Origin of the sequence: Nocardia grenadensis, from assembly GCF_050942415.1 — a bacterium.
Taxonomy (GTDB): domain Bacteria; phylum Actinomycetota; class Actinomycetes; order Mycobacteriales; family Mycobacteriaceae; genus Nocardia; species Nocardia grenadensis.
On record NZ_CP192054.1, the window covers coordinates 5,837,303 to 5,854,997 of the forward strand.

Here is a 17,695-nt window from a genome sequence, read left to right on the forward strand (position 1 = left end):
AAGCCGGGACCGCGGTGTATGTCCGGAGCCGCGCGGTCCGCGCGGCCCCGGAGGACTGTCAGACTCCGGCGCGATTCTCGAACCAGTAGACGATGTATTTGCGTTCGCTCTCGGCGACCCGCCGCTGCAACTGTTCGGCGAGCGGTTCGATGGCCCCGCCCACCAGGGGAACCTTGACCTTCACCGAACCGGAGATCACCACCTCCGAGCCCTCGGCGGTGGGACGCAGTTCATAAGTGCCCTTCATCTCCGAGGAGATGGCCGAGGAGGTGCCCTCGAAGGTCCCCGCCGCGGTGGACCCGTCGAGGGTCTGCCAATGGTCGATACGGGTGACTACCAGTTCGGTTTTCAGCAGCTTGCGCACGACGCCGGGGACCTTGTCCTGCCGGATCGTCTCGCTCATCTTGATACGGGCGGTACCCGGGCCACCGGGGTGCGACAGGTCGAGGGTGGCCGTCGGGGCGCCGGTGAACCGGTCTCGCCACATTTCTTCTCCGGTGAGCGCGGCGTGCAGATCGGACACCGGGATCGGATAGGACAGCGTGAAGCCGAATTTTCGGGCCATGAGCGCTCACCCTAGCCGACCCCGCTAGCCTGTTGCGGTGCCGGAAACCAGCCGCCGCGGACCGCGCGACCCCGGTTACCCGGGCGACGGTGCGCGCGACGGCACAGCCGCCCCGGCCGTGGACGATTCCGGAGGAGGCAACGTGCCCGAGCAGGCAGAGATGGTCGCGCCGCCGGTCGTGGCCCCGGAGCCCGCTGCCCGACCGGTGCGCGCGCCGGACCCGGCCGCACGTTCTGCCCGGGCCGAACGGTTGCGCAAGGTGTGCGTCGGCGTGGTGATCACCGCGGTATCGGTGAGCGTGCTGGTGGTGCTGCTGTTCCTGGCGGCCTGGCGCAATGACTATCTGATCGAATCCGACAAGGGCGAGACCACCGGTGAGGTGCTGTCCGCCGGTCGGCTGCGCTCGGCGGTGATGTACGTGACCCCGGACGGCGTCACCCACAATCCCAAGGTCGGCGTGCTGTATCCGACCAACCTGACCGCGGGTGAGCGGATCAATGTGGAATACAGCCGCGCCGATCCCGACCTCGTCCGGGTCGCGGGCCGCGATGTGCGGGTCGCGGTGCTGCCGGCACTGTCGGTCCTGGCTGTTACCTGGGCCCTCACCCTGCCGACACTGTGGCTGCTGATGCGGGCAGCGACCGGTTCGATGAGCGTTCGCCCGATCTTCGATCCGGCGTCATATCGGCGACGCGTCCCGGGGGACCGCGACCGCGCAGACTGAGCGAGTGCGCGTAGCCATCGTTGCGGAGTCGTTTCTCCCGAATATGAACGGCGTCGTGAACTCGGTGCTCCGGGTGCTGGATCATTTGCATCGGCACGGGCACGACGCTCTTGTCCTCGCACCCGATTCGCTGCGCGAGCAGCCGCCCGCCCCCCGCCACCACGGGAGGTTCCCGGTACACCGGGTCCCGGCGGTGATGGTGCCGAAGATCAGTTCGCTGCCGGTGGGCCTGCCGCAGCCGGGCATGGTCGGTGTCCTCGGCGATTTCGATCCCGATGTGGTGCATCTGGCCTCACCGTTCCTGCTCGGTGCGGGCGGAATGGCGGCGGCGCTGCGGCTGGACCTGCCCGCGGTGGCGGTGTACCAGACCGATGTGGCGGGTTTCGCGGAAAGCTACGGGCTGGGCCTGGCGGCCCGGGCCGCCTGGGGCTGGACCCGGCGAATCCACGAGGGCGCGGTCCGGACGCTGGCGCCGTCGAGCGCGGCGGTGGAGGACCTGGCACGGCACGGGATCCCCCGAGTGCACATTTGGGGCCGCGGTGTCGATACGGTGCGGTTCACCCCGGCCGCGCGCAGCGAAGAGCTGCGCGGGCAGTGGCGCGGCGATACCGCGAAACTGCTGGTCGGTTTTGTCGGCCGGCTGGCCCCGGAAAAGCATGTGGACCGGCTCTCGGTGCTGGCCCACGATCCGTCGGTACAGCTGGTGATCGTGGGCGACGGCCCGGAGCGGCAGAAACTCGCCGGTCTGCTGCCGGGCGCGATCTTCACCGGCGAACTCGGCGGCCACGAGCTCGCCCGGGCCTACGCGAGCCTGGACGTGATGGTGCATCCGGGTGAGCACGAGACGTTCTGCCAGGGCGTGCAGGAGGCGCTGGCGTCCGGGGTACCGGTCGTCGGGCCCGATGCCGGCGGCCCGCGCGATCTCATCGCGCACTGCCGCAACGGCTACCTGCTCCCGGTGCGGGACTTCACCGAACTACTGCCCGGCACCGTCTCGGCGCTGCGCGACGCGCAGGTGCGCGACCGGTTCGCCGGGGCGGCCCGTAAATCGGTACTGCACCGCACATGGCCCGCCATCTGCACCGAACTCATGAACCACTACGCCGAGGTCATCGGCACCGGATACCGGTTGTCACGCTCGGCGTGACCGGACGCGGCGGACCGCCCTGCACCCATTAGGGTCGGGTTGTGGTGAAAACACAATCGGTCCGGGCCTCGCTGGACAAACAGCCGCACGAGGTCGCGTCGATGTTCGACGGGGTGGCGCGACGATACGACCTGACCAACACCGTGATCTCGGCCGGCCAGGACCGCTACTGGCGCCGGCTGACCCGCAAGGCCATCGATCCGCGTCCCGGTGAGCAGGTGCTCGACCTGGCCGCCGGCACCGGGGTGTCCACCGTGGAACTCGGCCGCTCCGGCGCGTGGTGCGTAGCCGCCGATTTCTCCCAGGGCATGCTGGCCGCGGGCCGGTTCCGGCAGGTGCCGATGGTCGCCGGCGATGCCATGGCGCTGCCCTTCGCCGACAATTCCTTCGACGCGGTGACCATCTCGTTCGGGCTGCGCAATGTGGCCGATACCGATCTGGCGCTGCGGGAGATGCTGCGGGTGACCAAACCCGGCGGCCGGTTGGTCATCTGTGAGTTCTCCACGCCGATCATCCCGGGGTTCAAAACCCTCTACATGGAATACCTGATGAAGGCGCTACCGAAGGTGGCCAGGGCGGTGAGCAGTAACCCGGACGCCTACGTCTACCTGGCCGAATCCATCCGGGCCTGGCCGAACCAGCGACAGCTGGGCCGCCGGATCGCCGACGCCGGGTGGTCCGGGGTGAAATGGCGGAACCTGACCGGCGGCGTGGTCGCACTGCACCGGGGATACAAGCTCGGCGGCTGAAACCGTCCGGTATAGCCGGCTTCATCTACCTCACAGATGTGATTTCCGCCGATGAAGTGGAATGTCATCCGGCGATAACATCGGGCAAACCCGAGGAAATCGGCCGCGGGGACGATCGGATGCATGTCCGAGGTGAGCGGCAGGAGCGAGTCAGGCCCGAAGGCGGCAGCGCAGCGTGACCACGCAGGGCCCTCGCTCCTGCCCGACCGGCACAGCGATCGGCGGCCGGGCACGACCAGGACCGCGTGCTCCTACTGCGGGGTCGGGTGCGGTATCGAGATCACCACCACGGCCGACGACACCGGCGCACCGGTGATCGCCAAGGTGAGCGGAGACAAACTGCATCCGTCGAATACCGGGCGGTTGTGCACCAAGGGGGCCACCCACCTCGAGTTGATGCGGGCACCGGGCCGGATGTCGACCGCTTTTCTGCGACCCGAACGTGGCATCCGGCCACAGTCGGTCGGCGTCGACGAGGCGGTACGCGAGGCCGCTGCGCGGTTGCGGCGGATCCTGGCCGAGCACGGCCCCGACGCCATAGCGCTCTATGTTTCCGGGCAGATGTCCCTGGAGGCCCAATATTTGGCCACGAAGCTCGCCAAAGGTCACCTGCGCACTATTCATATGGAGGCGAATTCCCGGCTGTGCATGGCCGGTGCGGGTACCGGTTACAAACAGTCGCTGGGCGCGGACGGACCGCCGGGTTCCTATGACGATTTCGAGCACGCCGATCTGTTCTTCGTGATCGGCGCGAATATGGCCGACTGCCATCCCATCCTGTTCCTGCGCATGGCGGACCGGCTCAAAGCGGGCGCGAAACTGATCGTGGTGGATCCGCGGCGCACCGATACCGCCGCCCGCGCGGATCTGTTCCTGCAGATCGCCCCCGGCACAGATCTGGCCCTGCTCAACGGTCTGCTGTACCTGCTCGTCGAAGCCGGCGATATCGATACCGAATTCATCGCCGAGCACACCGAGGGCTGGGATGCCATGCCGGAGTTCCTCGCCGGCTATCCACCGGAGAGAGTGGCGGAGCTGACCGGTCTGGCCGAATCGGATATCCGTACCGCCGCGCGTTGGATCGGGACGGCCGGGGAATGGATGAGCCTGTGGACCATGGGACTCAACCAGTCGACCCACGGGACCTGGAACACGAACGCGCTGTGCAATCTGCATCTGGCCACCGGCGCCATCTGCCGTCCCGGCAGCGGACCGTTCTCGCTCACCGGGCAGCCGAACGCCATGGGCGGACGCGAGATGGGCTATATGGGTCCTGGTCTGCCCGGCCAGCGGAGTCTGCTGAACCCCGCCGACCGCGCGTTCGTCGAGGACGCCTGGGGGCTGCCGCCGGGAACACTGCGCGCCGAGGCGGGCCCCGGCACCATCGAGATGTTCCGCGAACTCGCCGCGGGCACGATCAAGGCAGCCTGGATCATCTGCACCAATCCGGTGGCGACCGTCGCGAATCGGAAGACGGTGATCGCCGGCCTGGAAGCGGCGGAACTGGTGATCACACAGGACGCCTACACCGAGACCGCTACCAACACCTACGCCGATATCCTGCTGCCGGCCACCCTGTGGGCCGAATCGGACGCGGTGATGGTGAACTCCGAACGCAGTGTCACGCTGCTGCGGGGAGCGGTCGAACCGGCCGGTGACGCCCGGCCGGACTGGCAGTTGATCGCCCAGGTGGCCACCGCCATGGGGTTCCCTGGCTTCGAGTACGCCTCGAGTGCCGAGGTGTTCGACGAACTGCGCCGCTTCGCCAACCCCGCCACCGGCTACGACCTGAGCGGGATGAGTTACGAGACGCTGAGCGAGGGTCCGATGCAGTGGCCGTGCCCCGACCCCGCACAACGCCGCAACCCGATTCGCTATCTGAACGACGGCGTGAGCGGTCCACGCTACCGCGATCCCGAAGGCAACGAGCCCCGGCCGGCGTTCGCCACCCCGAGCCGCCGCGCCGTCTTCTGGCCGCGGCCGCATATGCTGCCCGACGAAATGCCCGACGACGACTACCCGTTCCTGCTCAATACGGGCCGGCTGCCGCATCAGTGGCATTCGATGACCAAGACCGGCCGCGTCGGCAAACTCACCAGGCTGAACGGCGAACCGTTCGTGGAAGTCCATCCCGAAGATGCCCGCACTCTCGGGCTGGAGCCGGGGGACGAACTGGAGATCGCCTCGCGGCGCGGGCGCGCGGTGCTGCCCGCCCGGATCAGTGACCGGGTGCGGCCCGGTGGCTGTTTCGCGCCCTTCCACTGGAACGACGAACAGGGCGAATACCTGACCATCAACGCGGTGACCCACGACGCGGTCGATTCCGATTCACTACAGCCGGAATTCAAGGCCTGTGCGGTCGCCCTGCGCCGGGTCGCGCCGATGCGGCGGGCGGATAGGCCGGAAACAGTGGGCAGCGCACCGGAATCCGCCGCGGCCGGTCCGCACCCCCTCGCCACGCTACTCGGCCTGAATACCGCGGCCACACCGACGCTGAGCGAAACCGAGCGGATCTATCTGGGTGGCTATCTCGCCGCGCTGCAGTCGTTGCCGGTCTCCGGGCAGCCGGTCCTGCCCACGTCGGCACCGCTGTCGGATCGGAGCCGGCTGTGGGTGGACGGGTTGCTCGCCGGTATGTATTCGCGCGAAGTGCCCGCGGACCCGGAGGCCGGCGACCCGACCGCGGCCCCGGCCCGGACCGTGACCGTGCTGTGGGCCTCCCAGACCGGCAATGCCGAGGATTTCGCCGCGACCGCCGCCGCGCGGCTCACCGAGTCCGGACTCCGGCCGCGGCTACTCGATATGGACTCTTGCGAACTCGAGGGGCTGACCGGCGACGTCCTGGTCGTCACCAGTACTTTCGGTGACGGCGGCCCACCGGACAACGGGGCCGATTTCTGGACCCGGCTCACGGCGAGCGCGGTCCGGCTCACCGGTATGCGGTATGCGGTGTTCGCGCTCGGCGACTCCTCCTACGACGATTTCTGCGGCCACGGTCGCAAACTCGACACCCTGTTCGCCGACCGCGGCGCGATCCGGCTGCTACCACGCCAGGACTGTGAGCCCGATTTCGACGAACCGGGGGCGCACTGGCTGGACGCGGTGATCACCGCACTGTCCGAAGCGGGTGGACCCGAGCCGTCCGCCGGCCCCGGCGGTGGAACTCCGCGCCGAACCGCCGACGCGCCGGCCGGTGGTGCTACCGCGGTCGGTGTCCTGGAACGGACCGCGCCCGCCCCGCTCTCGATGCGGGCAGCGGCAGCCACCGCGTTCGCCCGCACCGCACCGGTCGCCGCGCCTCTCCTCGACAACGAGGTGCTGACCGCCCCGGACGCGGCGAAGGAGGTCCGGCGGATCAGTTTCGACCTGACCGGGCTCGACGCTCGGTACGAGGTAGGCGATTCGCTCGGGGTCTGGCCGGCCAACTGTCCGTCGCTGGTCGGGGAATGGCTGGCGGTGACCGGCCTGGACGGTCGTCGCTCCGTCGCCGCCGGCCAGCGCGAGATACCGCTGGAGCAGGCCCTGCGCACCAGCTACGACATCACCCGGGTCTCGCGCGATCTGCTGGAATTCGTCGCCGGGCACAACCCGAGCAACCGGCTCGCCAAATTGCTGCGCCGCGACAACCGCAACGAACTCGCCTCCTATCTGTGGGACCGCCAGCTGGTGGATGTGCTGCGGGACTTCCCGGTCCGCGCCGACCTGGTGGAATGGCTCGATGTGCTGAAGAAACTGCAGCCGCGCCGGTATTCGATCTCGTCGAGCCCGCTGACGAGCCCCGACCGGGTGGAGCTGACCGTGGGCATCGTGCGCTACGGCGACCCGGCGGCCGCGGGCTCGGCGGCCCGGCGCGGCGGCGTCTGCTCCACTTTCCTGGCCGACCGGGCCACCAACGCCCCGGTGCCGATATTCCTGCAGCGCGCACCGCATTTCCGGCCACCGCTGGACCCCGGCGTGCCGATGATCATGGTCGGCCCGGGCACCGGTATCGCGCCATTCCGCGGTTTCCTGCACGAACGGCGCGCGCTCGGGGCGACGGGACGCAACTGGTTGTTCTTCGGCGATCAGCACGCCGCGCAGAACTTCTACTATCGGGCCGAGCTGGAGGACATGTTCCGCACCGGCCACCTGGCGCGACTGGATCTGGCCTTCTCCCGGGATCAGCGGGAGCGGATATACGTGCAGCACCGCATGATCGAGCACGGTGCCGAACTGTGGTCGTGGCTGCGCGACGGCGCCCATTTCTATGTGTGTGGTGATGCCGCGCGGATGGCCGCGGATGTGGACGACGCGCTGCTGCGGATCGCCCGCGTCCACGGCAAACTCGACGAGGACGGCGCCCTGGCCTTCAGAAAGCAGCTCACCGCCGAGAAACGCTATGTCCGAGATGTGTACTGACGACCCGGCTCAGGCAGCGGGGGCATTGAGCCGGGCGAAGTCGGCCAGGCGGTAGTACGGGTAATAGGGGGAGGGCGGGGTGAGCGCGCTCGCCTTGTCCAGCCGGGCCAGCTGGTCGGCGGTGAGTGCCCAGCCGACGGCCCCGAGGTTCTGGCGCAACTGTTCCTCGTTACGCGCACCGACGATGACGGTGCCGACGGTGGGCCGGGTGAGCAGCCAGTTCAATGCGATTGCGCCGGCGACCTACTGGCCGAACACGGTTTCGCCCGGCTCGACCTCACCGAGGTCGCCGCACGCGCCGAGGTCGGCAAAACGACCGTCTACCGTCGCTGGCGCACCCCGACCGGACTCATCGCCGACCTCCTGGTGGATATGGCCGAACAGTCACTACCGCGCGCCGATACCGGCTCCCTGCTCGGCGATCTCACCGCCAATGCCCGGCTGGTCGCGGAAACCCTCGCCGACCCCCGGCAGGGCCGCCTGTTCCGCGCCGTGATCGCCGCCGCGACCTGTGACGAGAGCACCGCTACGGCGCTGCGCCGGTTCTACGACGTCCGGCTCACCGAATGGTCGCGGTGTATCACCGACGCCGTCGCCCGCGGGGAGGTGCCGGCCGGAACCGACCCCGCGCGGTCCTCACCGCGGTCTCCGGCCCGCTCTATTACCGGCTGCTGGCCAGCGGTGACCTCATCGACGACGCGGCCGCCCGGACGGCGGCCGAAACCGCGGCACACGCGGCCGCGGCCGGGATACTCGGCCGTACCGGCCCATGACCCCATCGGATCACCGGGTGGCCGTTCACCGAGCCTTGGGAATCCAGAACGGATCACGCCCGGTGAGCCCCAGCACCCGGTGCAGGGCCGGAGCTCCGGGGCCGACCGGCACCACGGGGCCGAAGAGGCCGGGTGTGCCCTCCGGCGGTGTGTCCTTCAGGAACCGCAACAACACCGCGAGATCGGTTTCGGCCACCTCGACGTCGCGGCCGGTGGCCCGCGCCAGATCCCAGGAGTGGATGATCAACTCGTCCAGCGCGACGCGCGCCGTGACCGCCGCGGGCATGGTCACACCGCCGGCCTCCGTCTCGCCCTCCCATGCCTCCGGTTCCTGCCACGCTGCGGCGAGAGCCTTCAACTGCGCGGGAATCCGGGCCCGCCAATCCGGCGCCAGGGCCGCGCCGCTGTCGAATTGCGGCGCCGCCGACGCCCCGACCGCCTCCTTGGTGGCGGCCGCGCGAAACGCCTCGGCCAGTCCGCCGACATGTTCCAGAATCGCGCGGACCGGAAGATCGGCGGGAGTGCGGGCATCGAGCTGCTCGTCGCCGATCGCGGCGACGATATCGGCGAGTGCGGCGGCCGCCTGCGACATATCGAATTCGGGTTGCATCGGGGCTCCTCGGGGTCGGTGGATCCACCTGTACCGACGAACCCGGCCGATGGAATTCACCGGCCGTTCGGCAAAAGGTACCGAGCGACCGCCGGAGGTTACGCCGGGGCCCCCACACTCGAGCGGACCGCCGCGTGCAGATCACGCAACCCGGCCCGGCTGGTGACCACCTCCAGCACCCGGAACCCGCTCGTGGTCCCGGTAAGCTCGGTCGCCAGCTCCTCCAGTCCGACCTGCCGGTGCGGAATCCGGTAGGCCGCGCACAGCGCCGACAGGTCCATCCCGTGCGGGGTGCCGAACACCCGCTCGAAAACACCGGCGTACTGCGGGTCGCCCTGTTCGAGGAGTTCGAAGATCCCGCCCCCGTCGTCATTGGCGACCACGATGGTCAGATCCTCCGGGCGTGGTTCACCGCGCCCGATCAGCAGGCCGGAGGCATCGTGCAGGAAGGTGAGATCCCCGATCAACGCGACAGTGCGACCCGGATGGTGCAGGGCCGCGCCCACCGCCGCGGACACCGTGCCGTCGATACCGGCCACGCCCCGGTTCGACAGCACCCGGACGCCGGGGCGCGGCGTCGACACCAGCGCGGCGTCGCGTACCGGATTCGACGCCCCCAACAGCAATTGATCACCCTCGCGCAGCGCGTCCATCACCACCGCGGCCACGTGCAGGCCGGTGGGCTTCATATTCCTGGACAGTTCCTCGCGGACCACCGAGTGGGCCCGTTGGTCCAGCTCGCTACAGCGGGTCAGCCACGCCGGATCGGGCGTGCCGGTCGTCGTCGCCCGGGTCCCCGTGCCGACGACATTGCCCGAGACATCGGGCCAACGCGGGCCGGTGGTGAGCGCGTACACCCTGACCTCGGGGTCGGCCAGTACCCGGGAAACCTGCCGGTGCAGTGTCGGCCGCCCGGTGATGATCGCCTGGCGGGGCTTCAGCAACGGCAGTGCCAGCGGATGCAGGGCCGGACCGTGCACCGATGCGGTGGGTTCGGCGACCGTCGGCAATGCCGCCAGTTCGGTGTGCAGACCGGCGCCGTGACCGGATATCACCACGGTATCGGGAGTGAGGTCGATATTCAGCGGGACATCGAGAGTGGCGTACTGGGTGGCCGTCCAGGGCTGTCCGATGCCACGCCCGGCCGGGATGTTCTCGTCCTCCAGTGAATCCGGCACCAGCGGTTCGCGTAGCGGAATATCGAAGTGCACCGGACCGGCGTTGCCCGAGCGGATCCCGCGGGCGGCCGCCAGTACTCGGCACACCGCGGAACGCCAGACGCTGTTCTGCTTCGGATAATCGGCGGCCGGCTCGGCCTCGGCGAGTCCCAGATTGATGGTCGTACGCACCTGGCTGCCGAACAGACCGAGCTGTTCGACGGTCTGGTTGGCGCCGGTGCCCAGCATCTCGTACGGACGATTGGCGCTGAGTACGATCAGCGGGACCCGCGCGTAATTGGCCTCCAATACCGCGGGCCCCAGATTGGCCACCGCGGTGCCCGAGGTCATCACCACCGGAACCGGGGCGCCCGAGGCTATGGCCAGGCCGATCGCCAGGAATCCGGCGGTCCGCTCGTCGACTCGCATATGCAAGCGGAGTCGTCCGGCGGCATCGGCGGCCTGGAGGGCGAACGCCAGTGGAGCGTTACGCGAGCCGGGACACAGCACGACTTCCCGAACCCCACCGCGTGCGAGTTCGTCGACGACTACCCGCGCCTGCGCTGTTGACGGATTCACGCCTCTAGATTGTCAGACCACGGGCGCCGTGTCGGCGTCGCCCTGCTCACACAACTCGGCCGTGACCGTTCCGCGTCGGAACCCGGCGGCTCCGCGCCGCTCGGGGCAGGCCGGATATCGATACCCCCGAGAATTCCCCCCGTTGGGGACCTCGCCGTCGAGGCCCCCCAGGTGCCGCGCGCACGCGCGGTCTTGTCACACGTCGCTCAGCCGGCGTGCTTCTGCACCAGGTCGCCGACCCGGGGCAGCGCCTCGATAACGTTCTTCTTCGCCGAGGAACGCATCGAGTTGTACACCTTCTGCAGGGCCGGGCGGCTGGAGCTCGCGGCACGTGCGTCGGTGACGGTCAGCAGGGACTCGGCGACCTCGTCACCCTTGGCGCTCAGCAGCTCACCGAAGGTGCCGGTGCCACCGGCCTGGAACTCGCTCCAGTACGGCTGGAGCTGCTCGAGCAGCTTGGGCGCCAGCGATTCCAGGGCGTCGGGCACGATGGACGGGCTGATCTTCTTCACCGCCGCGTACCCACCCTTCACGGCCAGACCCGACGCACCACCCTTATCGGAGACCTCGGCGTCCAGAACCTGGACGGCGTCGGCGAGAAAGGCCGGGCGCGTGGCCTCGTCAAGCAGTGATTCAGACAGTGCTGCAACCAATTTAAGGATCCTCCGGATCAGTACTCGTATGGACGGGCAACGCAACTATACGCACCACCCGCAGGAGTACTTTCCGCCCCGCATGGGTAAGCAACAGACGGAGATGACGCCTCCGCAACCACGGAAGCGTTACGGCGCCACGTGATTCGGCCCGGCCCGCCCCGCCGCACCGGGCCCGACCAGCAAGATCGGCCGGGCGACCCGTCACACGCGGGAACCGGGAGCCCCTGCCCCGACCCGGATACCGTCGTGGCGATACCGCCGGGACGCCCCGATCACGGCTGCCAGGGCAGAAGTTGAACCATCAGTCCTTCACTGTCGGCCAGCACGGTGCCCTCTTCGTCGACGAGTTCGGCGCTGATGAAGGTTTTGCGGCCCTCGATGCGCTCGACCCGGCCGCGCACCGTCAGTGGCGTATCGAGCGGCGTCACCTTGCGGTAGTTCACGTGCAGGAAGGCGGTGCGGCTGATCGGACGCCCGGCGTAGTGCACGGTCATCCCGAACAGGTCGTCGAACAGCAGCGGGAGGACACCGCCGTGCGCGGCGGCGTTCCCGCCGAGATGGAATCGCCGGAACACACCCTGCATCACGATGCCGTCTGGTCCGGCCGAGACCGTCCGCCAGGGCAGCAGCAGCAGACTGCCGCGCCCGGGCAGTTCGACGGCCCGGCCGGCCGGGCCCTGCTGCTCCGGAGCCCGGTAGGGTCCGAGCAGATCGATGAGCGCGTTCACCTGATCGCGGGCCGCCCCGTACACCTCGGCGGGGGCGTCCGCGGAGACGGCGAGATCCTGGAGCGTGCGCATGGCCTCGACGAATTCACCGAATTCCGGGCCCACCCGGGCCGGGGTGACCTTGGGGAACCCGCCGTGCCGCTCGTACCGATCCTCGTCGACGGCGCTGTCGTCGATCGTCGGTTGGGTCTGCTCGCTCATATACGCACCGTAACTCCGGGTTATACAGCGTCCAAACATTTCGGCTCAGATGTGGTGAACTCAACGGCCCGCCGACGGCCCCGCCGAGCCTGGTGTAATCACCCCATGACGTTCAATCCGACGCTGTGGCGCGAAGTGGCCGGGTTCGAGAACCTGACCGACATCACCTACCACCGCCACATCGAACAGGGCACGGTCCGGATCGCATTCGACCGCCCCGAAGTGCGCAACGCCTTCCGCCCGCACACGGTCGACGAACTCTTCGGCGTCCTCGAACACGCCCGGACGACCGCCGATGTCGGCGCCGTCCTGCTCACCGGCAACGGACCCAGCCCCAAGGACGGCGGCTGGGCGTTCTGCTCCGGCGGCGACCAGCGCATCCGCGGCCGCAGCGGCTACCAGTACGCCAGCGGTGACACCTCCGACACCGTGGACAAGGCACGTGCGGGCCGGCTGCACATCCTGGAGGTCCAGCGCCTCATCCGGTTCATGCCCAAGATCGTGATCGCCCTGGTCAACGGCTGGGCCGCCGGCGGCGGCCACAGCCTGCACGTCGTCTGCGACCTCACCCTCGCCAGCCGCGAGCACGCGCGCTTCAAACAGACCGACGCCGACGTCGGCAGCTTCGACGGCGGCTACGGCAGCGCCTACCTCGCCAAGCTGGTCGGCCAGAAATTCGCCCGCGAGATCTTCTTCCTCGGCCGCACATACACCGCCGAGGACATGCATGCCATGGGCGCGGTCAACGAAGTGGTCGACCACGCCGAACTGGAGAACGTCGCCCTGGAATGGGCGGAAGCCATCAACGGCAAGTCACCCCAGGCCCAGCGCATGCTCAAATACGCCTTCAACCTGGCCGACGACGGCCTGGTCGGACAGCAGTTGTTCGCCGGGGAGGCCACGCGGCTGGCGTACATGACCGACGAGGCCGTCGAGGGCCGCGACTCCTTCCTGGAAAAGCGCGCCCCCGACTGGACCCCCTACCCCTGGTACTTCTGAGTTTTTTGGCGCGCCTTCGGCGCGCAGGGTCGAGGCCCCCGAAGGTCCCGTCGTTCAGGCCTCGAGACTCGCGCCTGCGGCGCATGCACTTCGAGGCCTGAACGACGGGACGGGCCTCGACCCTTTCAGGGCCTCGTAAAACTCGGCACCGCGCGGGCGCTGATGTTCGTGAAAGCGATCAGATGCGAGGCCGGCGGGGTGGTCGAGTCGGCATCCGATTCGAACGAGTCGGCATCCGATCCGACCATCGAATGCCGACGCAACCCGCATGTGTCGAGTCTTGCGAGACACCACAAAGGGTTGAGGCCCGTCTCGCCGTTTCGGCCTCGAAGCGCATGCGGCGAAGCCGCGAGTCTCGAGGCCGAAACGGCGAGACCAAGGGGGCCTCAACCCCGCGCCGCCGAAGGCGGCGCAAATAAACACAGCACCTTCGCGAGCAGGCCCGCATCCCCCACCTTCACGCGCAAGCCCACCTTCACGCGCAAGCCCCAGTCCCACTTCCACGAGCAAGCCCCACCCCCACCTCCACTGCCCGCCCCTCGCTCACCACATCCCAACTGCGCAGTCGGGCCCACACCGTCTACGAGCACCACGCCCCGCAATCCCACGCGCCGCAAATCGGACACAACATCACCGTCACACCCCTAGACTTTTCGACGATGGACATCCTCAGCAGCCGCATCATCCTGCGCCCGCGGGACTACGCGACCACACTGGCCTTCTATCGGGACTCCCTCGGCCTGGCGATCTACCGCGAATACCCGGGGGGAACGGTTTTCTTCGCCGGGCAGTCGCTCATCGAGGTGGCGGGGCACGGCGGTTCCGACGCCGCTCCGCGTGGCTTCGCGGGCGCGATCTGGCTGCAGGTGCGCGATGTCGGCGCGGTGGCGGTCGAACTGACGCTGAGCGGGGTGGCGATCGACCGGGCGCCGGTGACCGAGCCGTGGGGCCTGGTGGAGATGTGGGTGACCGATCCGGACGGGGTACCGATCGTGCTGGTCGAGGTGCCGGAGGAGCACCCGCTCCGACGGGACACCCGCTGACCCGGTACGGGTCGGAGTTTTCTGCCGGGTTGCCAACCCCCGGTCTCCCGGGCGACGATACGATCGGATGGCCGCCCGATCACCGATGCCCGGTGCGACCGCTTTCGTACCGTCCGACGAGTGAATCGCAGTCCCATGCCTGGCCCAGCCCAATCCGATCAGCCGGCTCCGGCACCCTGTCCCGGCAGCATCGAACCCTGCTGTCCGCTTTCCGGCGGACAGGAAACCATCGCTGCCGTGCGCGAGCGCAGCGCGCGAGTCACGGCCTACCGACAAGCCGGAGACAGGGCGCGGCCGTGACGAAAACCTTGCGTACTCTGCCCATACCTACCGGCAGCGGCGTCAGCGATGTGCTGCCGCATCTGCGGCAGGTGCTGGACGATAGCGGTTCGGCGGCCTGGCTACCGGTACCCGCCAGCGACCGGCGCGAAGCCCGCCGGCTGGGTGACGCGCTCGCCCCGGGCGAGCCGATCGCCGAGGATATCGCGCTGGTGGTCACCACCTCCGGTACGACGGGGGTCCCGAAGGGTGCCATGCTCACCGCGGCGGCGTTGCGAGCCAGCGGTGATGCCACCCACGAACGGCTCGGCGGCCCCGGTAGCTGGCTGCTCGCCCTGCCCACTCATCACATCGCCGGACTGCAGGTGCTGCTGCGGTCGTTGCTGGCCGGGACCGAGCCGACGGTGGTGGATGTCTCGGGCGGTTTCCTGCCCGAGGCGCTGGCCGGCGCGATCGCGGGTATGCGCGGGGAACGCCGGTACACCTCGCTGGTGCCCACCCAGTTGATCAAGGTCCTGGAGACACCCGCCGCGACCGCCGCGCTGGCCGAGTTGGACGCGGTGCTGATCGGCGGCGCCGCGACCCCGTCGCCGGTGTACGAGCGGGCTCGGGACGCCGGGATCAATGTCGTGCGCACCTATGGCATGAGTGAGACCTGCGGCGGCTGCGTCTACGACGGTGTCCCGCTGACCGGGGCCCGGGTGCGGATCGAGAACGACCGCATCCTGCTCGGCGGCGAAATGCTCGCCGCCGGCTACCGCAATATGCCCGACCATCCGGCGTTCGCCGAAACGGGCTGGTTCCGCACCGACGACGCGGGCGCTCTCCAGGACGGCGTACTGCGCGTCCTGGGCCGGTTGGACGAAGCGATCAGCACGGGCGGCCTGCTGGTGATCCCGCAGGTGGTGGAGGCGGTACTCGCCACTCATCCGGCCGTATCGGAATGTGTGGTGCTCGGCCTACCCGACGACAGGCTGGGTCAGCGGGTGGCGCTCGCGGTGGTGCCGGCGCCCGGATCCACGCCCACTCTCGACCAGCTGCGTGACCATGTGCTGGCCGAACTGGATGCCGTGGCCGCCCCGCGCGAACTCACCCTCGTCGACGAGATTCCGTTGCTGGGACCGGGCAAACCCGATCGCGGCGCGCTGCGCAAGCATCTGCTGGCCGGGTCGGCGTCCTGAGCGAGCGGTCCGTGGCGGTTCCCGCCGCGGACCGCTCGACGGTTCAGGACTCGTCGTCGCCGTACTCGCCTTCGTAATCGTCCCCCAGCGGGACCGCGATGGACTGTTCGGCGATATCGACCGGGTTCGCCTGCCACTCGTCGGGACGCCCGCCGACCAGCGCGGGCTCGTCGGGTACCGGCATATCCTCGGGCACCGACCGGGGATCGATATCGCTGTCGGGGACATCGTCGGGGTAGGCCGGTACGTCCTGTTCGGCGCGGTCGGCCTCGGGCACTGCTTCGAAGGTGCCCGGATCGATCGTCCGGGGCAGCTTGTCGCGCTGGGCCATGATGGGCTCCTCTCCTCCGTATACGCCTCGCCGGGCGACTACCCGCCGAGAGGAAGATCAGTCCAACTTTGTCGAGAATGCCCCGAATGATCCGATCGGGCAAGTAACCGGTATCCCGCGTCACAGTTCCTGTGCACAGCCGCCGCGGCATACCCGGGCCCGGTTCCACCAGGCCACACTCCTGGACCGCGGCGGTCCGGGGAGAGGTACCGTCGACTACCCCGGCGGCCCGGCGCCTCGCTGCCGCCGTACGCGGTCCGTGGCCGAGCCGCGCTCCACCCCGCGCATTAGGCTGCGGAGATGGCTACCGCAGCACAATGGATCGAGGGCGCCCGGCCCAGAACTCTGCCGAACGCGATCGCCCCCGTCGTGGCCGGTACCGGCGCCGCGGCCGCCATCGATGGTGCGGTGTGGTGGAAAGCGCTGCTGGCCTTGGGTGTTTCGCTGGCGCTGATCATCGGGGTCAACTATGCCAACGACTATTCCGACGGGATCCGCGGCACCGACGACGAACGCGTCGGCCCGCTGCGGCTGGTCGGCTCCGGGCTGGCCTCTCCCGCAGCGGTCCGGGGCGCGGCCCTCGCGTGCCTCGCGACCGCCGCGGTACTCGGGCTGATCCTGGCGGTGCTGTCGGCCCCCTGGCTGCTGTTGGTCGGCGCGGTATGCCTGGCGGGTGCCTGGTTCTACACCGGCGGAAGCAAGCCCTATGGCTATAGCGGTTTCGGCGAGATCGCCGTTTTCGTATTCTTCGGCCTGGTGGCCGTGCTGGGGACGCAGTACGTCCAAGCGCTCCGGATCGACTGGGCCGGAGCGGCGCTGGCGGTCGGGGTCGGGGCGTTCTCCAGCGCGGTTCTGGTGGCCAACAACCTGCGCGATATCCCGACCGACAGCGAAACCGGTAAGACGACGCTGGCGGTGAAGATGGGTGACACCCGCACCCGCACCGTGCATCTGGTTCTGCTGGTGGTCCCGTTCGTACTGACCCTGGCGCTGGTGGCCCGCACCCCCTGGGCCCTGGCGGGTATGCTGGCCCTCCCCCTGGCCGTCCGCGCGAACGCGCCCGTCCGGGCGAACCGCGCCGGCCTGGAGCTGATCCCCGCCCTGCGCGATTCCGGCCTCGCCCTCCTCGCCTGGTCCGTACTGTCCGCCGTCGCCCTCTGGCTCGGCACCTGAACTCTCAGTCGTTGTCCGGGATCAGGATGCCGATGGCCCAGTTGACGATCGTGACGATGATGGCACCCAGGAACGCCGCCCAGAATCCGTCGATCCGCAGGCCGTAGTCGGTGACTTCGGTGATCCAGGCCGTGAGCCACAGCATCAGGGCGTTGATCACCAGCAGGAACAGGCCGAGGGTCAGGATGACCAGTGGTAGCGACAGTAGTTTCACCAGCGGTTTGACGAAGGCGTTCACCACGGTGAACACCGCCGCTACCGCGAGCAGGACCACGATCTTCGCGCCGTTGCCCTGGTCGGGCGGGGAGACGATTTCGATATTGCCGACCCATAGCGCGGCCAGCCAGATGGCGAAGGCGGTGCCGATCAACCGGAGCACAAGCTGCATATCTCATGCTAAGC

17 protein-coding genes and 1 pseudogene are annotated in these 17,695 nt (G+C 68.9%); 10 read left to right on the plus strand and 8 right to left on the minus strand.

Features of this window, described 5'->3' with window-relative positions; genetic code table 11:
* Positions 1-58: 58 nt before the first annotated feature.
* The gene (locus ACQPYS_RS26555) at positions 59-565 is read right to left on the minus strand and encodes a DUF2505 domain-containing protein (RefSeq protein ID WP_063038114.1); all 507 of its coding nucleotides are present in this window, start codon (positions 563-565) and stop codon (positions 59-61) included.
* A gap of 160 nt (positions 566-725) precedes the next feature.
* Between ACQPYS_RS26555 and ACQPYS_RS26560 the strand changes: the two genes are divergently transcribed.
* The 4 genes from ACQPYS_RS26560 to ACQPYS_RS26575 all read left to right on the plus strand — a co-directional run bounded on the left by ACQPYS_RS26560 (position 726) and on the right by ACQPYS_RS26575 (position 7,583).
* The gene (locus ACQPYS_RS26560; protein ID WP_431941933.1) at positions 726-1,289 is read left to right on the plus strand and encodes a DUF3592 domain-containing protein; all 564 of its coding nucleotides are present in this window, start codon (positions 726-728) and stop codon (positions 1,287-1,289) included.
* Between the two features lie 4 nt (positions 1,290-1,293).
* Positions 1,294-2,436 (plus strand): glycosyltransferase family 4 protein, encoded by a 1,143-nt coding sequence (locus tag ACQPYS_RS26565; protein WP_433491140.1) that lies wholly within the window; start codon positions 1,294-1,296, stop codon positions 2,434-2,436.
* Positions 2,437-2,477: 41 nt separating this feature from the next.
* Positions 2,478-3,185, plus strand: a complete 708-nt coding sequence (locus ACQPYS_RS26570; protein ID WP_433491141.1) for a demethylmenaquinone methyltransferase — start codon at positions 2,478-2,480, stop codon at positions 3,183-3,185.
* A gap of 123 nt (positions 3,186-3,308) precedes the next feature.
* Entirely contained in the window at positions 3,309-7,583 is a 4,275-nt protein-coding gene (locus tag ACQPYS_RS26575) for a molybdopterin-dependent oxidoreductase (RefSeq protein WP_433491142.1), read from the plus strand.
* A gap of 9 nt (positions 7,584-7,592) precedes the next feature.
* Here ACQPYS_RS26575 and ACQPYS_RS26580 read toward each other — a convergent pair whose 3' ends face one another.
* Positions 7,593-7,808, minus strand: coding sequence for an aldo/keto reductase (locus tag ACQPYS_RS26580; RefSeq protein ID WP_433491143.1), 216 nt, complete (start codon positions 7,806-7,808; stop codon positions 7,593-7,595).
* A 21-nt stretch (positions 7,809-7,829) separates the two neighbouring features.
* On the opposite strand from ACQPYS_RS26580, the pseudogene ACQPYS_RS26585 reads away from it, so the two are divergent.
* Together ACQPYS_RS26585 and ACQPYS_RS26590 are read left to right on the plus strand one after the other, a co-directional pair.
* Positions 7,830-8,153: pseudogene (locus tag ACQPYS_RS26585) on the plus strand (TetR/AcrR family transcriptional regulator C-terminal ligand-binding domain-containing protein); the annotation flags it as partial.
* Positions 8,150-8,356: a hypothetical protein gene (locus ACQPYS_RS26590; RefSeq protein WP_433491144.1), complete on the plus strand. Its 207-nt coding sequence runs from the start codon at positions 8,150-8,152 to the stop codon at positions 8,354-8,356. The pseudogene ACQPYS_RS26585 and the gene ACQPYS_RS26590, both read left to right, overlap by 4 nt.
* Before the next feature lie 25 nt (positions 8,357-8,381).
* On the opposite strand, the gene ACQPYS_RS26595 is transcribed toward ACQPYS_RS26590, so the two are convergent.
* The 4 genes from ACQPYS_RS26595 to ACQPYS_RS26610 form a co-directional block, all read right to left on the minus strand.
* The gene (locus ACQPYS_RS26595; protein WP_063038133.1) at positions 8,382-8,966 is read right to left on the minus strand and encodes a TIGR03086 family metal-binding protein; all 585 of its coding nucleotides are present in this window, start codon (positions 8,964-8,966) and stop codon (positions 8,382-8,384) included.
* Positions 8,967-9,064: 98 nt separating this feature from the next.
* Positions 9,065-10,702: a 2-succinyl-5-enolpyruvyl-6-hydroxy-3-cyclohexene-1-carboxylic-acid synthase gene (gene menD, locus ACQPYS_RS26600; protein ID WP_433491145.1), complete on the minus strand. Its 1,638-nt coding sequence runs from the start codon at positions 10,700-10,702 to the stop codon at positions 9,065-9,067.
* 206 nt (positions 10,703-10,908) lie between these two features.
* Positions 10,909-11,355, minus strand: a complete 447-nt coding sequence (locus tag ACQPYS_RS26605; protein ID WP_039826921.1) for a DUF6918 family protein — start codon at positions 11,353-11,355, stop codon at positions 10,909-10,911.
* Positions 11,356-11,630: 275 nt separating this feature from the next.
* Positions 11,631-12,287, minus strand: a complete 657-nt coding sequence (locus ACQPYS_RS26610) for a PaaI family thioesterase (protein WP_063038137.1) — start codon at positions 12,285-12,287, stop codon at positions 11,631-11,633.
* 105 nt (positions 12,288-12,392) lie between these two features.
* Between ACQPYS_RS26610 and ACQPYS_RS26615 the strand changes: the two genes are divergently transcribed.
* The 3 genes from ACQPYS_RS26615 (at position 12,393) to menE (ending at position 15,789) form a co-directional block, all read left to right on the plus strand.
* Positions 12,393-13,286 (plus strand): 1,4-dihydroxy-2-naphthoyl-CoA synthase, encoded by an 894-nt coding sequence (locus ACQPYS_RS26615; RefSeq protein WP_433491146.1) that lies wholly within the window; start codon positions 12,393-12,395, stop codon positions 13,284-13,286.
* A gap of 659 nt (positions 13,287-13,945) precedes the next feature.
* The gene (locus tag ACQPYS_RS26620; RefSeq protein WP_433491147.1) at positions 13,946-14,329 is read left to right on the plus strand and encodes a VOC family protein; all 384 of its coding nucleotides are present in this window, start codon (positions 13,946-13,948) and stop codon (positions 14,327-14,329) included.
* A 296-nt stretch (positions 14,330-14,625) separates the two neighbouring features.
* Positions 14,626-15,789, plus strand: coding sequence for an o-succinylbenzoate--CoA ligase (gene menE / locus ACQPYS_RS26625; RefSeq protein ID WP_433491148.1), 1,164 nt, complete (start codon positions 14,626-14,628; stop codon positions 15,787-15,789).
* Positions 15,790-15,832: 43 nt separating this feature from the next.
* Here the strand turns inward: menE and ACQPYS_RS26630 are convergent, their stop codons facing one another.
* Positions 15,833-16,120: a hypothetical protein gene (locus ACQPYS_RS26630; RefSeq protein WP_433491149.1), complete on the minus strand. Its 288-nt coding sequence runs from the start codon at positions 16,118-16,120 to the stop codon at positions 15,833-15,835.
* Between the two features lie 300 nt (positions 16,121-16,420).
* Between ACQPYS_RS26630 and ACQPYS_RS26635 the strand changes: the two genes are divergently transcribed.
* Positions 16,421-17,293, plus strand: a complete 873-nt coding sequence (locus ACQPYS_RS26635; RefSeq protein WP_063038148.1) for a 1,4-dihydroxy-2-naphthoate polyprenyltransferase — start codon at positions 16,421-16,423, stop codon at positions 17,291-17,293.
* Between the two features lie 4 nt (positions 17,294-17,297).
* Here ACQPYS_RS26635 and ACQPYS_RS26640 read toward each other — a convergent pair whose 3' ends face one another.
* On the minus strand, positions 17,298-17,681 hold the full coding sequence (locus tag ACQPYS_RS26640) for a phage holin family protein (protein WP_063038150.1): 384 nt from the start codon (positions 17,679-17,681) through the stop codon (positions 17,298-17,300).
* Positions 17,682-17,695: the final 14 nt, after the last annotated feature.

Bases quoted from the DNA above. Each gene is read 5' to 3' on its own strand.
- ACQPYS_RS26575 (WP_433491142.1), top strand. From the start codon at position 3,309: ATGTCCGAGGTGAGCGGCAGGAGCGAGTCAGGCCCGAAGGCGGCAGCG.
- ACQPYS_RS26595 (WP_063038133.1), bottom strand. From the start codon at position 8,966: ATGCAACCCGAATTCGATATGTCGCAGGCGGCCGCCGCACTCGCCGAT.
- ACQPYS_RS26615 (WP_433491146.1), top strand. From the start codon at position 12,393: ATGACGTTCAATCCGACGCTGTGGCGCGAAGTGGCCGGGTTCGAGAAC.
- ACQPYS_RS26620 (WP_433491147.1), top strand. From the start codon at position 13,946: ATGGACATCCTCAGCAGCCGCATCATCCTGCGCCCGCGGGACTACGCG.
- ACQPYS_RS26630 (WP_433491149.1), bottom strand. From the start codon at position 16,120: ATGGCCCAGCGCGACAAGCTGCCCCGGACGATCGATCCGGGCACCTTC.
- ACQPYS_RS26640 (WP_063038150.1), bottom strand. From the start codon at position 17,681: ATGCAGCTTGTGCTCCGGTTGATCGGCACCGCCTTCGCCATCTGGCTG.
- ACQPYS_RS26555 (WP_063038114.1), bottom strand. From the start codon at position 565: ATGGCCCGAAAATTCGGCTTCACGCTGTCCTATCCGATCCCGGTGTCC.
- ACQPYS_RS26560 (WP_431941933.1), top strand. From the start codon at position 726: ATGGTCGCGCCGCCGGTCGTGGCCCCGGAGCCCGCTGCCCGACCGGTG.
- ACQPYS_RS26635 (WP_063038148.1), top strand. From the start codon at position 16,421: ATGGCTACCGCAGCACAATGGATCGAGGGCGCCCGGCCCAGAACTCTG.
- ACQPYS_RS26610 (WP_063038137.1), bottom strand. From the start codon at position 12,287: ATGAGCGAGCAGACCCAACCGACGATCGACGACAGCGCCGTCGACGAG.
- ACQPYS_RS26590 (WP_433491144.1), top strand. From the start codon at position 8,150: ATGGTCGCGGTGTATCACCGACGCCGTCGCCCGCGGGGAGGTGCCGGC.